Genomic DNA, 13,200 nt, shown 5'->3' with positions numbered 1-13,200 from the left:
CGCCGCGACGCCCGGCTGCAGCACGGCCGTGCCCGACACGGCGCGCCGCGCCGCCGCGACGTCGACGACGCCGCGCAGCGACCGCGCCGTCCACAACGCCAGCCCCGCCCCCATCTTGCCGGTCTTCCAGGCCGCCTTCACCACCGAGACGCCGGCCCGCACCGGCGCGGCGACGCCGAGCGACACATAGGTGCCGGCCGTGACGGCGATGCCGACGCAGGCGAGGCCGAGCACCAGCTCGTCCGCCTCGGCGCCGGTGGCGAGCCGCCCGCCCTCGCGGACCGCGTCGCGCACGTCACCGAACACGAACAGATCACCCAGGAGCGTGCCGGCGAGCCCGGCGCCGTCCTCCGGCTCTCCGGTCACCAGGCCCCGTCCGAAGTTTTGGGCCGTTCGCACCGCTCCGGCCGCGGCCGAGTTCGCGTCCGCCACCCGGGCGATCAGCCCCGGATCGAGCACGATCGCCCGCGACTGCGCCAGCTCGACGAAGCTCTGCGCCAGCTCGGCGTCGCCCTGCGCCAGCGCCGCCTCGATCTCGCGCCGGGCGACGTCCGGCGTGAGGCCCTTGTCGACCGCCCGATCGGCGAGCCGCACCGGGTCGTGCTGGTCGATCAGCAGGCCGGCCGAATCGATCGCGCGCGGCGACGCCAGCCACAGCCCGCCCGCCACGCTGGCGGCCGCGAGCAGCGGCAGCGCGAAGTCGCTGGGGCGCTTGCGTCGGGCGGCCGATCGGTCTGGCGACACTAGGAAATCCATGACAGGCCCGCTATGGTCCTCGGCGACCGGTGTCCCGCCGGCCGCGGCTCCCCGTTCCCGGATCGCGCCCGCCCGGATCCTGCGCACCGGGCCCGACGACGAGACGTCGCCGTAAAGCAAGACGTTGCCGCAAAGGTGGAATCATGGCGGACAAGATCGTACCCCACTTCCATAATGATCCGGGCGTTTCGAGCATCGCGATCGGCGCCAGGCGGTTCATGTGCATCGGGGCCAAGCCGCCCTTCGACCATCCGCACGTCTTCCTTGATATGGGGGACGATACCGAGATCGTCTGCCCCTACTGTTCTACCCTCTACAAGTTCGACGGCAGCCTCCACGGCTTCGAGGCCCGTCCGGCCGAATGCGCCCTGGAAGAGACGCGAGCCGCCTAGAGGCAGGAGCTCGGGTGGCCGCGTCGCGGACGATCATCGTCGCCGGAGCCGGAATCGGCGGCTTGACGGCCGCCGTGGCGCTGGCGGATCGCGGCTTTAGGGTGCTGGTGCTGGAGCAGGCGCCGCAGCTCGAGGCCACGGGCGCCGGCCTGCAGATATCTCCGAATGCCGCCCGGGTGCTGATCGGGCTCGGCGCCGCGGAGCGGCTGAAATCCGTGTCCGTCGCCCCCGACGTCGTGCGGGTCAGGAGCGGCGCGACCGGCGGCGATCTCCTCCGCATCCCGGTCGGCCGGTCGCAGGCCCTGTTCGGCGCCCCCTACTGGGTGGCGCATCGCGGCGACCTGCAGTCCGTCCTGCTCGCTTTGGTCGCGGAGCGGCCCGACATCACGCTGGTGCTCGGCGCCCGGGTGGACGAGTACGCGGTGCATCCGAAGGGCGTCACGGTGGCGACCGCCGGGCCCAGCGTCGCCGGAGAGTTCAACGGGCTGGCGCTGATCGGGGCCGATGGCCTGTGGTCGCGGGTGCGGCCCCGCCTGCTCGACGACGACCCGCCGCCCCGCCCGGCTGGCCGCACCGCGTGGCGGGCCCTGCTGCCGGCCCATCTGGTCGAGCCCGAGCACCGCGCCGCCACGGTCGATCTGTGGCTCGGGCCCGGCGCCCATCTGGTCCACTACCCGGTGCGGGCCGGCGCCCTGATCAACATCGTGGCGATCGCCCAGGACGACGAGATCGTCACCGGCTGGAGCGCCCCGGGCGGCAAGGACGACGTGCTGAAGCATTTTCCGGAGTCGCGGTGGAGCCCGAAGGCCCGCGCGCTCCTGGCCCGGCCCGAGCGCTGGCTGCGCTGGACCCTCTACGGCCGGCCGCCGACCCGCCGCTGGGGCCGCGGGCCGGTGACGCTGCTCGGCGACGCCGTGCATCCGATGCTGCCCTTCATGGCGCAGGGCGCCGCCATGGCGATCGAGGACGCCGCCGTGCTGGCGGACGCGCTCGCCCGCCGGCCGGACGAGCCGGAGGCGGCCCTGCGCGACTACGAGCAGCGGCGCCGCGACCGCGCCACCAGCGTGCAGGCCGCGTCGCGGCGCAACGACCACATCTATCATCTCGGCGGCCCGGCGGCGTTTGCGCGCGACCTGGTGATGCGGGCCGCGCTCGGTGGCGATCTGGTGCTGAACCGCCACGCCTGGATCTACGGCTGGCGGCCGCCCGCCCCGACAGGTCCGATCCCGATCCCGGCGACACCCGAATCCTCCTGAGGCAACCCCCATGACCGCGGCCGACCGCCCCGGACCGGACGTGCCGCCCGCTCCGACGACGGCCGAAGGCCTTCGGGGCCGCCTCGCCACGCGGGTCGGCGCATGGACGGCCGGGTGGGCCTTCATCACCGCGCTGTTGCTGTGGCCGGCGCTGTGGAACGGCTTCCCGCTCGTCTATGCCGACACCGGCGGCTATCTGATGCGGCCCCTCACCGGCACGCCGTCGATCGGCCGCTCGGCGCTCTACGGCGCCTGGCTGCTCGCCGGACTGCCCTACGACTTCTGGCCCGACGTGATCGTGCAGGCGGGCGTCACGGCCTGGCTGATCGTCGCGGTGCTGCGGGTCGCCGGGGCGCGGCCGCTCGCCGCGATGCCGATCGGCCTCGCCCTCGCGGGGCTCACGGCGCTGCCGATCTACGCCGCCCAGCTGATGCCCGACGTGACGGCCTGCTGGGCCGTGCTGGCCCTCTTTCTCCTCGCCTATGGCCGCGATCGCATCGGCCACGGCGAGGCCGCGGCCGTGGCGATCGTGCTGGCCCTGACGATCGCGCTGCACATGGCGACGCTCGCGCTGTGCCTCGGCCTCGTCGCCTGCGCGGCGGTGGGCCGGCTGGTGGCACCGCGCCTCGCTTTGCCCCGCCCGCGCCTCGCCGCGACGGCGCTGGGCCTCGTCGCCGGCGTGCTGCTGGCGCTCCTCTCGAACCTCGCGATCGTCGGCCAATTCGCCTTCACGCCGGGCGGCAAGAGCTTCCTGTTCGGCCGCCTGCTGCAGGACGGCTTCGTCGCGCGCTATCTCGACGAGCACTGCCCGGATCCGACCATCGCGCTCTGCCCCTACCGCAAGGAGCTGCCGGCCACCGCCGACGAATGGCTGTGGACGCATGCGAGCCCGCTCTACCGGCTGGGCAACTGGCAGGGCTACGGCGAGGAGTCGCTGAGGATCGCGCTCGCGACCTTGCGGCTCTATCCGCTCGCTCACCTCGAGGCCGCGGCCGCCGCCACGGCGCGTCAGCTCGTGCTGTTCCGCACCACGCTGGCCGTCGTGCCGGAGAATAATTTCGACGTGCTCGACACCTTCGCCGAGCAGCTTTCGCCGGCGGCGCTCGCCCGCTTCCGTGCGGCGCGCCAGCAGAGCGAGCGGCCCGACGTCGCGCCGCTCAACCTCGTGCACGTCCCGGCCGCCGTGCTGGCCGTCGGCCTCACCGCCTTCGGCCTCGTCCGCCGCAAGACACCGGCCCCGACCCGGATGCTGTGCGCCACCGTGCTCATCGCCCTCCTCGGCAACGCCGCCGTGTGCGCCGTCTTCTCCAACCCCAACGACCGCTATCAGAGCCGGATGATCTGGCTCGCCGTGCTGGCCGCAGCCGTGGTGTCGACGTCGAGGCCGGCCGCTGAAGGACCGAGGCCGGCTTGCGCTATCGTCTGATCATCTTCGACATGGACGGGACTCTGTCCGACAGCTTCCCGTGGTTCCTCTCGGTCTTGAACGACGTCGCCGACCGCTACGGATTCCGCCGCACGGCGCCCGAGGAGGTCACGGCGATGCGCAACGCCGGCACGGCCGAGATTCTCGACCGGCTCGAGGTGCCGCGCTGGAAGCTGCCGATGATCATCCGCCACATGCGGGCCCTCAAGGCGTCGCAGCTCGACCGCATCCCGCTGTTCCCCGGGGTCGATGCGCTGCTCGCGGCCCTGCAGGAGCGTGGCGCGACGCTCGCGGTCGTCTCGTCGGACGTGGAGCCGAATGTCCGGCGCGCGCTCGGGCCGGCCAATGTCGCACGCGTCTCGCATTTCGCCTGCGGGGCGTCGCTGTTCGGCAAAGCGACGAAATTCCGCGCCGTGCTGCGCGCCGCTGGCGCCGCGCCGCGCGCGGCCATCGCGATCGGCGACGAGGTGCGCGACATCGAGGCGGCCCGCGCCGCCGGCATCGACTGCGCCGCCGTCGCCTGGGGCTACGCCGACATCGCGGCGCTGCGGGCGAAAAACCCCGATCTCGTCATCGAGCGGATGGAAGAAATCGTACCGGCGCTGACCTGACTCGCGCCGGCGTCGAGCACGAGCTCTTCCCTCTCCCACGAGGAGGCTTTGCATCATTGGTCATGTATGGACGGCGCGTAGCGCCGGACCCGGAATCCAGCCAAAAATGCCGAGTTCGGCGCTGATTCCGGGTTCGCGCCTTTGGCGCGCCCCGAATGACGGATTGTGCAAAGCCCTCACGAGGGGAGAGGGAAAACGCGCCTCACGCCACGGCGTCGGCAAGGACCTCGCGCATGGCCGTCACCGGTCGCGGCAGGCCGGGGCCGTCGGCCTCCCAGCCGAGCACGCGCAGGACGCCGGTCGCGGGCGACATCGCGACGCTGATGCGGGTGTAGGGATTGAGCACCGGCGGCAGCACCCAGTCGAAGCTCGTCGACACGGTGCCGTCGAAGGACGCGACCAGAGTCTGGCGCACCCGATTCATCTCCGCCGCGTGGTCGAAGGAGCGCGAGAACAGCTCGTCGGCCGGCATGCGGGCCTCCCAGGCGGGACGCGCCGGCCACCAGTCGTTCGCCGCGATCGTGTCGCCGAGCCGCACCGCCGCGTGCTCCTCGGTGCGCTCGATCACGCAGCGCTCGCCCGGCGCGACCCCGACCAGCGTGTAGATCACCGGCCGCGACACCGGCGTCGTCTTCAGGAGGCGCCGCGCCTCGCCGAAGTCGGGGGCCGTCTCGAAAACGAGGCGCAGCAGATGGTCGGGCGGCATGTGGCGGATCGACCAGGCCTCCAACGCGTTCGCCGTCATGTCCCACAGCCGCAGCCAGGGATGCCGGGTGCGGCGGCGCATCGGCGCCTGGTTGATGCAGGCGGCGAAGCGGCCCGGCGCGGTCGCGGTGAGGACGCCGGCGAAACCCGGCCAGGTGACGCTGAAGAAGTCGCCGGCCGGGCCGGCGAGCCGCGCCACGCTGACGCGCCGGCCCAGCCCGGGGAACGGCCAGTCCAGCGTGCGGGCGAGCCAGGGCGCCCCGCCCTCCTCGCGCGCGATCGCCGTGCAGGCCCACTGGTAGGAGCCGTTGAGCACCCACACGCCCGACACGCCGAGCGCCTCCGCCATCGCGGCGACGTCGTCCGTGTAGGGCGAGGCGGAGCGGCGCAGCCAACGGCGCGTGAGCGCGTCGCAGGACGGCATCAGCATCGCGGCGCCGCGCGGGAAGAAGGCGAGGCAGTCGTCGCGCAAGCCGCGCGCCCGCACAGGATCGAGCCGCACATGCCCGACCGGGCCGCCGTCGCGCAGGTCGACGACGGGAATCACCGGCGCTGGCGGGGGCGTCAGCGCGTCCACGGCCGCCTCCGGGCCGGCGTCGCGGGGCGAGGCGCCCTCACCCGGCCTCCGCCGCCTTGGCGATCTCGGCGTCGAGCGCCGTGGCGCGTTGCAGCGCCGGGCGGGCGTTCAGCCGCTCCACGTAGGGCAGGAACTCGGGACGCTGCGGGATCAGGCCGAACATCATGCCCCAGCGGAGCTGCGAGCCGACCACGATATCGGCGGCGGAAAACTGCTCGCCCAGCAGATAGGGGCCGGTCTTCACGGCCGCGGCGACGACGTCGATGACGGTGTCGTACTCGCCGTAGCCGAGCGTGCCGCGCGGCGGCTCCTGGGCGCGCTTGAAGGCGCGATCGATCACGGCCGGCTCGATGCAGCTCGGCCCGAAGAACATCCATTTGAGATAGGGCCCGCGCCGCGGATCGCCGATCGGCGGCGCCAGCCCGGCCTGCGGGAAGGCGTCGGCCAGATAGCAGCAGATCGCCGACACCTCGGTGACGACGGCGCCGTCGTGCGAGAGCGCCGGCACCTTCCCCATCGGGTTGACGGCCAGGTATTCGGGGGCGCGGTTCTCGCCCTTGCTCATCGACAGCACGCGCAACTCGTAGGGCGCACCGATCTCCTCGAGCATCCAGCGGACGATCGAGGAGCGTGACGGTGCGATGTGGTAGAGGATCAGCGCCATGGGATCTCTTCGGAGGCTGGTCGGCCGCGACGGCGGACGAAGACCGCAGTCCTGTGGACCACGATCGTGGCGGCATCTCGCCCGCCCCGCAAGGGGCCGCGGCCCCTGGACCACGCCGTCAGGGCAGCAGGCGGAACGCCGCGATGGCCACCAATGTGGGGACGGCGGCGGCCGCCGCCAAGCGGATCGGGCTGATCGCGCCCTCCGGAAAGCTCCCCTTCAGGATCGCGTAGCCGGCCGGGTTCGGCGCGTTGGCGACAACGGTGAGCCCGCCCCCCGTGACGGCGCCGGCGACCAGCGCGTATTTCGCGCCCGGATCGAGGTCGTCGACCAGCGACCCCAGATAGGTCAGCGCGGCATTGTCCGTGAAGGCGGTCAGCATGGTGGCGCCGTAATAGAGCGCGGTCGAATCGAGCCCGACGATGAGCGGCTGCAGCCACCAGCGCTGCATCCCGCCGAGCACGACGAGGCCGGCCAGGAAGAAGCCGACCAGCAGGCCCTCGCGCAGGATCAGCCGGCTCTGCCAGCGGCGATAGGCTTCGGTGAAGCCGATGAAGAACAGGAACAGGGCGAGAAACACGATCGGGTGATGCGCCGTGACGATGACGCCGAGCAGGGCGGCGAGATGCACGGCGATCACGGGATACGGCACCTCCAGCCGCGCCAGCGCTTCCTCCTCCAACGCCACCGCCCGCAGATCCGCCCGGAACCGGATCGCGGCCCCCACCGCGTTGCAGACGACGGCGACCGCCGCCTTCCACCCGAAGGTCTGGAGCATGAAGGAGAGGTCCCAGCCCCACCGCTCGGCGACCATCAGCACGGGCGGGGCGGCGAAGGGCGTCAGCGTGCCGCCGATCGAGATGTTGACGAACAGCACCCCGAGCGTGCCGTAGCGGAACGCGTCGCTGGTGTGCGGCCCGAAATAGCGCCGGCGCAGCAGCATGGCCGACAGCGTCATGGCCGCCGGCTCGGTGATGAAGGAGCCGAGCAGCGGCCCGAGCACCAGCACGGTGAGATAATAGGCCGCCTGATGCGGCAGCGGCAGCTTGCGGGCGATCCCCAGCAGAAGCGCGCCGGCGACGTCGAGCACCGGGCGGCTCGCGGCGATCACCATGATGACGAAGATGAAGGCCGGCTCGGTGAAGACACGGCTTTCCAGATAGGTCAGCGCCTGCTGCGGCGTCGTCCAGGCGGCCATGAACACCAGCAGCACCATGGCCCAGAAGCCGAACACCACCTCGACCTCGCCGAGCAGATGCCAGAGGCCCGCATGCGGCGACGGACGATGGGCGAGACGCTCGAACCGGCTGCTCGCGAAGGTGTGCAGGAGGGCGACGGCGAACAGCCCGGACGCGACCAGCTCCACCGCGCTCGGGGCGACCGCATCCATGGAGCTCAGCCGTCGGTGCGCAGACGATGTGCGCGCAGCCCGGACGGCCACCGCTCCGCGGAGGGCCTCGCCTTGGACTGCGCCCGCGCCGGCGTGTCGGGTTGCGATCGGGCCGCGGCGAGCAGGCCGAGCACGGCATCCCGCGACAGCGGGCGCCGCAGCAGCGCGGTGGCCCCCGTCACGCGGGCGAGAATGCGCTCGTCCGGGTTGCCGGTCTCGACCACCGCGACGGCGAGGGCGGGATCGCGGGCCCGCAGCGACAGGATGGTGTCGAGCCCCGGCCAGGGCGGCAGCACCCGGTCGGTGACCAGCAGCCGGCACCGCCCGCTGCGCAAGCTCCGGTTGGCGTGATGGCCGTCGCGGGCGACCACGACATTCTGTCCGGCCGCCCCGAACCAGAAGGCGAGGATGTCGCGGGTCTCCTCGTCGGCACAGAGGATCACGATCTCGTCGCGGCCTGCCGTCTCGGTTATGATGGTCACCCGCCGGGCTGTTGGGGTGTCGCGAGGATCGGCGCGGCACGGGCGGGCGGCAATTCGTGACGGTGGCCTAGGGTGCTATGCTCAGGGGAAGACCCCTAGGTATCCACCCTCAGCGGCGCCACACGCGAAACGACGCTACCACCGTGCACACCACTCTCCCCGATGCACCGATGCGCCGTCCGGTCGCCATGCCGCTCTCCAAGGTGTTCACGCTGCCGTGGCCCGCGATCGCCCTGGGGTATCTGGCCGGCTACGTGCTGCTCGACTGGATCAGCTTCATCCACCCGTTCGCGCCGTTCGGGATCACGCCGTGGAATCCCCCGACCGGGCTGAGCTTCGTCCTGGTGCTGCTGTTCGGCCAGCGATTCATCCCGCTGCTGTTCGTCGCCCCGCTCCTGGCCGACCTGACGGTCCGTCATCTCCCGTTTCCGTGGGTGACCGAGATCATGACGGCCGCGGCGATCGGCGGCGGCTACGCCATCGGGCTCGCGATCCTGTTGCAGCCCGCCATGCGCTTCAACCCGATCCTGGCGTCGATGCGGGACCTGGTGGTGCTGCTCGCGGTCGCCGCCGCGAGTGCCGCGGCGGTCTCCCTCGCCTACGTGGCGCTCACCGTGAACGCCGGCCTGCTGACCACCGCCGACCTGCCGGCCGCGGTCGTCCACTACTGGGTCGGCGACATGATCGGAGTCGCCATTCTGGCGCCGTTCGGGCTGATCCTGCTGACCCGCGGCCGAACCCTGCGGGTCACGGTCGAGACCGCAGTGCAGGTCGCGGCGACGCTGGTGGCGCTCGCTCTGGTCTTCGTCTTCGCAGAGCGGCAGCATGCGCAGCTCTTCTACCTGCTGTTCCTGCCGGTCATCTGGATGGCCGTGCGCGGCGGCCTCGAGACGGTCACGGTCGGCGTTCTGCTCACCCAGCTCGGGCTGATCGTCGGGGTGCATCTCCTGCCCGGCGTGACCATCGACGTCACCGGCCTGCAGGCGCTGATGCTGGTGCTGGCGATGACCGGGCTGATCGCCGGCGCGCTGGTGACCCAGATTCGCCGCACCGAGCTGCAGCTCCGCCTGCACCAGGATTCGCTCGCCCGCCTCGCCCGGCTCGGCAGCATGGGCGAGCTCGCCACCGCGATCGCGCACGAGATCAACCAGCCGCTGACCGCCGCCGGCACCTACACCCGCCTGGTCGCCGAGACGCTGCGCGACGGGGCGGACCATGTCGCGGTCGGCGAGATCGCCGAGAAGGCGGCCGCCCAGGTGCAGCGCGCCGCCGACGTGGTGCGGCGACTGCGCGCCCTGATCCGCCTCGACCAGTCCGGCCGCGCGCCGACATCGGTCACCCGCATCGTGCGCGAGACGCTCGATCTGATGCACCACGCCCTCGACCGTCACGGCGTCACCGCGACGGCGCGGCTCGCCGACGACCTGCCGCCCGTGATGGTCGACATCCTGCAGATCGAGCAGGTGCTGCTGAACCTGATCCGCAACGCCGTCGAGGCGATCGAGGGGACCGGCGCGACGCACGGCAGCCTCGGGGTGTCGGCGGTGCGGACCGGTGACATGGTCGAGATCGCCGTGGCCGACAGCGGCCCCGGCTTTCCGGAGGACGTTCCCGACCCGGCCGGTGCGTCGTTCGGCTCGGCCAAGCCGGAGGGGCTGGGTTTCGGCCTGTCGCTGTGCCGCTCGATCGTCGAGCAGCACGGCGGCCGGCTGACCATCGAGCGACCGCCTTCGGGCGCGCTGGTCCGCTTCACGATCCCGGTGGCGAAGGTGTCCGATGAGTGAAACCCTGGACGTGGCGCTGGTCGAAGATGATCCGGCGGTGCTCGACTCGCTCGCCCTCTATCTCGGCCGGCGCGGCCTCGCGATCACGCGCTTCGAGTCCGCCGACGCGCTGGTGGCGAGCCACGGGCCCGTGCCGCCCTTCGACTGCGTCGTCGCCGACGTGCGGATGCCGGGCCTCTCCGGCATCGATCTGGTCCGCCTGCTCGCGGCGAGCCCGGCCGCCCCGCCCGTGATCCTGATCACCGGCCACGGCGACGTCGACATGGCGGTCGCCGCGATCAAGCTCGGCGCCTTCGATTTCATCGAGAAGCCGTTCGACGAGAACCGCCTGTTCGAATCGATCGGCGCCGCCGTCGCGCATGCGCGCTCGCGCCGCCACGACGCCGCCGAGCTCGCCCACCTGCTGGCCCGCTTCGAGTCGCTCAGCGAGCGCCAGCACGAGGTCCTGGCGCTCGCCACCGCCGGCCTGTCCAACAAGGAGATCGCCACCCGCCTCGGCATCAGCCCGCGGACGGTCGAGATTCACCGGGCCTGGGTGATGGAGCGCATGGGGGCCCGCAACCTCGCCGAGCTGGTGCGCATGGAGATGCGGCTGCGGCCGGACCGGCCGTGACGGCCGCCGCGCGCGACCGGCACGCTTCGTGCTATGTCACGCTCAGGACAGCAGCCGCCCCATGCCATGACCATCGACAAGCGCACCCTCCTCGCCATGTTGGCCGGCGCCGCCGGCGGCGGGCTCGCCATCGCCTTGATGGAGGTCTTCGCGACCTTCGCGGCGTTTCCGCTCTTCGCGGTGCCGTTCGCGACCTCGATCGTGCTGGTGATGGGCTCGCCGGAGGCCCAGGCGGCGCAGCCGCGCGCCCTGGTCGGCGGCCACCTGGTGTCGACCCTGGTCGGGCTCGTGGTCCTCACCGTGATCGGGCCGGGGCCGTGGGCCGCGGCCGTGGCGGTCGGGCTCGCGATCCTGGCCATGCAGCTCACCGGCACGTTCCACCCGCCGGCCGGCATCGACCCGCTGCTGGTCGTCGGCAACAATCTCTCGTGGACGTTCCTGATCGCCCCGGTCGGCGCCGGCGCCGTGATGCTGGCGCTCTTCGCCTTCGTCTGGCACCTCGCGGTGCGGCGCTACGACTGGCCGCACCGCTGGTGGTGAGCCGAAGGCGCACGACCTTCGCACCACCATCTCGTCGACACGGATCGATGCCCCGGCGCGTTGAATCCTACGGCGTCAGATCCCGCACGGCCGGCTTCGAATCGAACGGGATGAACTTGATCTCCTTGAGGTTCTGAACAGCCTTCTTGAGATCCACGACCTGGATGGCCGGGTTCTCGTAGGTCCGCACGTAGTAGCGCAGGTTCTTCATGTCGGTCGCGGCGATCCACTCGGTGGTCTCGTAGCCGCTGACGCCGCCGCCCTCCCCGCCGGCGCTCGCCGAGGTGCCGATCGAGCCGGGCGGCAGGTCGAACGCGTTCATGATGTGGAAGGCGAGGCCGACCGTCTCGGCGCTGGTGGCGAGCTGCGGCGCGTTCGCCTGGGCGAAGAAGGCGCGCACGAAGCGGGCCGGCGCGATGAAGCCGCCCGGCAAGCCGTTCATCCCGTCGCCCGAGCTCGCCGCGCTCAGCGACGTGGTGCCGACCTTGAGCGGCGGCAGCACGTTCGGCGTGACGTACTGGTACTGCGACAGGTTCTTCAGGTGGAACGGAAAGTCGGGCGCGTTGGTCAGCACATGGGCCGGATTGTCGTACATGTTCAGCTTGCCGCCGTCGGTGTACTCGATCACCAGGCTCTTGCCGGCGGCGTCGTGCACCGAGACGTGGATGGGCGGCACCATGTCGCCGAACGACTTCACCTTGACGGCCGAGACGTAGATGCCCGGCAGCGCCGCCTTGATCTCGTCGACGGTGGCGAAGCTCGTGAGGATCCAGGTGAGGATCTCGAACGAGGCGATCGACTGGTTGCCCTTGCCGGGCGGCACCGTCTGGAAATCCGCATAGCCCGGGAAGTTGAACAGGCCGCCGGACAGGCCGCGCTCGTTGACGCCGTCGAGGATCATCGGGAGGCCGAGCGCATTGGTGCCGGTCGCGGCGTATTTGCTCGTCCAGGCGAGGCCGCCCTGACCGATATTGCCCTCCGGGCCCGTCCCCGTGAGCGCGATGCCGCGCGGCACGACGATGAGCTGCGACTGGAGCTGCAGGCCGAACTCGAGGGTGCGGCCGTAGACGAAGCCGCCGTCCTTGGCGGGCAGGAGAACGGACGTGCAGGCGGTCGCATCGGCGAGCGGCAGGGCGACCAGGGACGTCGTGAGAAGAGCCGAGACGGCGGCACGGGTCAGTCGCGAGACCATAGGGCGTCCTTTCCTTCGAGCAGGATGGGCTGATCGTGGCTGTGTGACTACGCGAACACGGCACGCGAAAGATACGGGCGCGCCGCCTCCCCGGTTGCAAATGACTTGAATCAATTAACGAAGTGCTTTGCCCCGGCGTGAAACGCCCGGCCATCTCGGCTCGCGACTACGGCGAGCTGAATTATCATGTGACGACGAGAGTGAAACGACAGCTACGATCTAGCCCGATCTGATCAGATCAGAGAGGCTGATCCTCCCTCCTGCGGGCGGACATCGCGGCCGGGCGAGCGGCTCCGGACCTGATCAGTTCTTGGCGTCGCAGGCGAAGGCGCGGATCACGCAGGTCTTGCCGCCGTGGCCGTAGCACTGCTGCAGCGCGGTGTTCTGGGCGCGGGCGAGCCGCGGCGCGACCGCGTAGCCGTGGGCGCCGCACAGATCCTTGGCGTCGACCGCGAAGGCGACGCAGCCGCCCCGCACCGTCGCGACCAGCCGGCAGGCCCGGTCGGTGCACTTCTTCAGTGCGACCGTCTCGGCCTGGGCGAGCGTCTTCTGATCGTAGGCGTAGCCGAAGGTGCCGCACGCCCCGATGGCGATGGCGCCGGCGAGCAGCAGGGCGGCCACGGCGACGGCGCGCCGCAAGAAACGAGCCATGAGTCCCACTCCCGGAAGGAAGACCGGGAGCCTATTGGAGCAATGGTTTCCGGGAGGTGAAGACGCGGGCTTTCCGCGACGGCGCCGACCGTCACCCTCCCTCGATCTCGGCCTTCACGGCGGCGAGCGCGTCGGGGGTGTCGACATCGGTCGCGGCGGCG

General features: G+C 71.6%; 13 protein-coding genes and 1 pseudogene. 7 read left to right on the top strand and 7 right to left on the bottom strand.

From position 1 onward, the window contains the following. Nucleotides 1-744 (bottom strand): annotated as a pseudogene (locus CH341_RS18220) (hypothetical protein); the annotation flags it as partial. A 155-nt stretch (nucleotides 745-899) separates the two neighbouring features. Between CH341_RS18220 and CH341_RS18215 the strand changes: the two are divergent. Genes CH341_RS18215 through CH341_RS18200 form a run of 4 tightly spaced genes read left to right on the top strand, consistent with a single transcriptional unit; the run spans nucleotide 900 to nucleotide 4,441 of the window. After that, on the top strand, nucleotides 900-1,148 hold the full coding sequence (locus tag CH341_RS18215; RefSeq protein ID WP_111420420.1) for a zinc-finger domain-containing protein: 249 nt from the start codon (nucleotides 900-902) through the stop codon (nucleotides 1,146-1,148). Between the two features lie 14 nt (nucleotides 1,149-1,162). Beyond that, complete coding sequence (locus tag CH341_RS18210; RefSeq protein WP_111420419.1) at nucleotides 1,163-2,404, top strand: FAD-dependent monooxygenase; 1,242 nt, start codon at nucleotides 1,163-1,165, stop codon at nucleotides 2,402-2,404. A gap of 10 nt (nucleotides 2,405-2,414) precedes the next feature. After that, on the top strand, nucleotides 2,415-3,830 hold the full coding sequence (locus CH341_RS18205; RefSeq protein ID WP_111420418.1) for a hypothetical protein: 1,416 nt from the start codon (nucleotides 2,415-2,417) through the stop codon (nucleotides 3,828-3,830). After that, entirely contained in the window at nucleotides 3,815-4,441 is a 627-nt protein-coding gene (locus CH341_RS18200) for an HAD hydrolase-like protein (protein ID WP_111420417.1), read from the top strand. The genes CH341_RS18205 and CH341_RS18200 overlap by 16 nt, the downstream gene beginning before the upstream one ends. Nucleotides 4,442-4,643: 202 nt before the next feature. On the opposite strand, the gene CH341_RS18195 is transcribed toward CH341_RS18200, so the two are convergent. From CH341_RS18195 to CH341_RS18180, 4 genes are all read right to left on the bottom strand, one after another. After that, entirely contained in the window at nucleotides 4,644-5,723 is a 1,080-nt protein-coding gene (locus CH341_RS18195) for an Ntn hydrolase family protein (RefSeq protein ID WP_111420416.1), read from the bottom strand. A gap of 37 nt (nucleotides 5,724-5,760) precedes the next feature. Further along, on the bottom strand, nucleotides 5,761-6,387 hold the full coding sequence (locus tag CH341_RS18190; protein WP_111420415.1) for a glutathione S-transferase family protein: 627 nt from the start codon (nucleotides 6,385-6,387) through the stop codon (nucleotides 5,761-5,763). Nucleotides 6,388-6,505: 118 nt separating this feature from the next. After that, nucleotides 6,506-7,777, bottom strand: a complete 1,272-nt coding sequence (locus CH341_RS18185; protein WP_111420414.1) for a putative Na+/H+ antiporter — start codon at nucleotides 7,775-7,777, stop codon at nucleotides 6,506-6,508. 5 nt (nucleotides 7,778-7,782) lie between these two features. Continuing rightward, a complete protein-coding gene (locus CH341_RS18180; RefSeq protein WP_170149690.1) occupies nucleotides 7,783-8,259 on the bottom strand; it encodes a response regulator in 477 nt (158 codons plus the stop codon). A 170-nt stretch (nucleotides 8,260-8,429) separates the two neighbouring features. On the opposite strand from CH341_RS18180, the gene CH341_RS18175 reads away from it, so the two are divergent. The 3 genes from CH341_RS18175 to CH341_RS18165 all read left to right on the top strand — a co-directional run bounded on the left by CH341_RS18175 (nucleotide 8,430) and on the right by CH341_RS18165 (nucleotide 11,196). Then, on the top strand, nucleotides 8,430-10,043 hold the full coding sequence (locus CH341_RS18175; protein WP_170149689.1) for an ATP-binding protein: 1,614 nt from the start codon (nucleotides 8,430-8,432) through the stop codon (nucleotides 10,041-10,043). After that, nucleotides 10,036-10,656, top strand: coding sequence for a response regulator transcription factor (locus CH341_RS18170; RefSeq protein WP_111420411.1), 621 nt, complete (start codon nucleotides 10,036-10,038; stop codon nucleotides 10,654-10,656). Before CH341_RS18175 ends, CH341_RS18170 begins: the two co-directional genes overlap by 8 nt. A gap of 66 nt (nucleotides 10,657-10,722) precedes the next feature. Next, entirely contained in the window at nucleotides 10,723-11,196 is a 474-nt protein-coding gene (locus tag CH341_RS18165; protein ID WP_245431125.1) for an HPP family protein, read from the top strand. 67 nt (nucleotides 11,197-11,263) lie between these two features. Here the strand turns inward: CH341_RS18165 and CH341_RS18160 are convergent, their stop codons facing one another. Beyond that, complete coding sequence (locus CH341_RS18160) at nucleotides 11,264-12,388, bottom strand: linear amide C-N hydrolase (RefSeq protein ID WP_111420410.1); 1,125 nt, start codon at nucleotides 12,386-12,388, stop codon at nucleotides 11,264-11,266. Nucleotides 12,389-12,691: 303 nt separating this feature from the next. Beyond that, nucleotides 12,692-13,039, bottom strand: a complete 348-nt coding sequence (locus CH341_RS18155; RefSeq protein WP_111420409.1) for a DUF4189 domain-containing protein — start codon at nucleotides 13,037-13,039, stop codon at nucleotides 12,692-12,694. Nucleotides 13,040-13,200: the final 161 nt, after the last annotated feature.

Origin of the sequence: Rhodoplanes roseus (assembly GCF_003258865.1) — a bacterium.
In the GTDB taxonomy this organism is placed as follows: Bacteria; Pseudomonadota; Alphaproteobacteria; order Rhizobiales; family Xanthobacteraceae; genus Rhodoplanes; species Rhodoplanes roseus.
This window is presented reverse-complemented; position numbering and strand designations above follow the sequence as displayed.

Excerpts from the sequence above, each read along its gene's own strand:
- CH341_RS18190 (WP_111420415.1), bottom strand. The coding sequence starts at position 6,387 with ATGGCGCTGATCCTCTACCACATCGCACCGTCACGCTCCTCGATCGTC.
- CH341_RS18205 (WP_111420418.1), top strand. The coding sequence starts at position 2,415 with ATGACCGCGGCCGACCGCCCCGGACCGGACGTGCCGCCCGCTCCGACG.
- CH341_RS18215 (WP_111420420.1), top strand. The coding sequence starts at position 900 with ATGGCGGACAAGATCGTACCCCACTTCCATAATGATCCGGGCGTTTCG.
- CH341_RS18185 (WP_111420414.1), bottom strand. The coding sequence starts at position 7,777 with ATGGATGCGGTCGCCCCGAGCGCGGTGGAGCTGGTCGCGTCCGGGCTG.
- CH341_RS18175 (WP_170149689.1), top strand. The coding sequence starts at position 8,430 with ATGCGCCGTCCGGTCGCCATGCCGCTCTCCAAGGTGTTCACGCTGCCG.
- CH341_RS18155 (WP_111420409.1), bottom strand. The coding sequence starts at position 13,039 with ATGGCTCGTTTCTTGCGGCGCGCCGTCGCCGTGGCCGCCCTGCTGCTC.
- CH341_RS18170 (WP_111420411.1), top strand. The coding sequence starts at position 10,036 with ATGAGTGAAACCCTGGACGTGGCGCTGGTCGAAGATGATCCGGCGGTG.
- CH341_RS18160 (WP_111420410.1), bottom strand. The coding sequence starts at position 12,388 with ATGGTCTCGCGACTGACCCGTGCCGCCGTCTCGGCTCTTCTCACGACG.
- CH341_RS18165 (WP_245431125.1), top strand. The coding sequence starts at position 10,723 with ATGACCATCGACAAGCGCACCCTCCTCGCCATGTTGGCCGGCGCCGCC.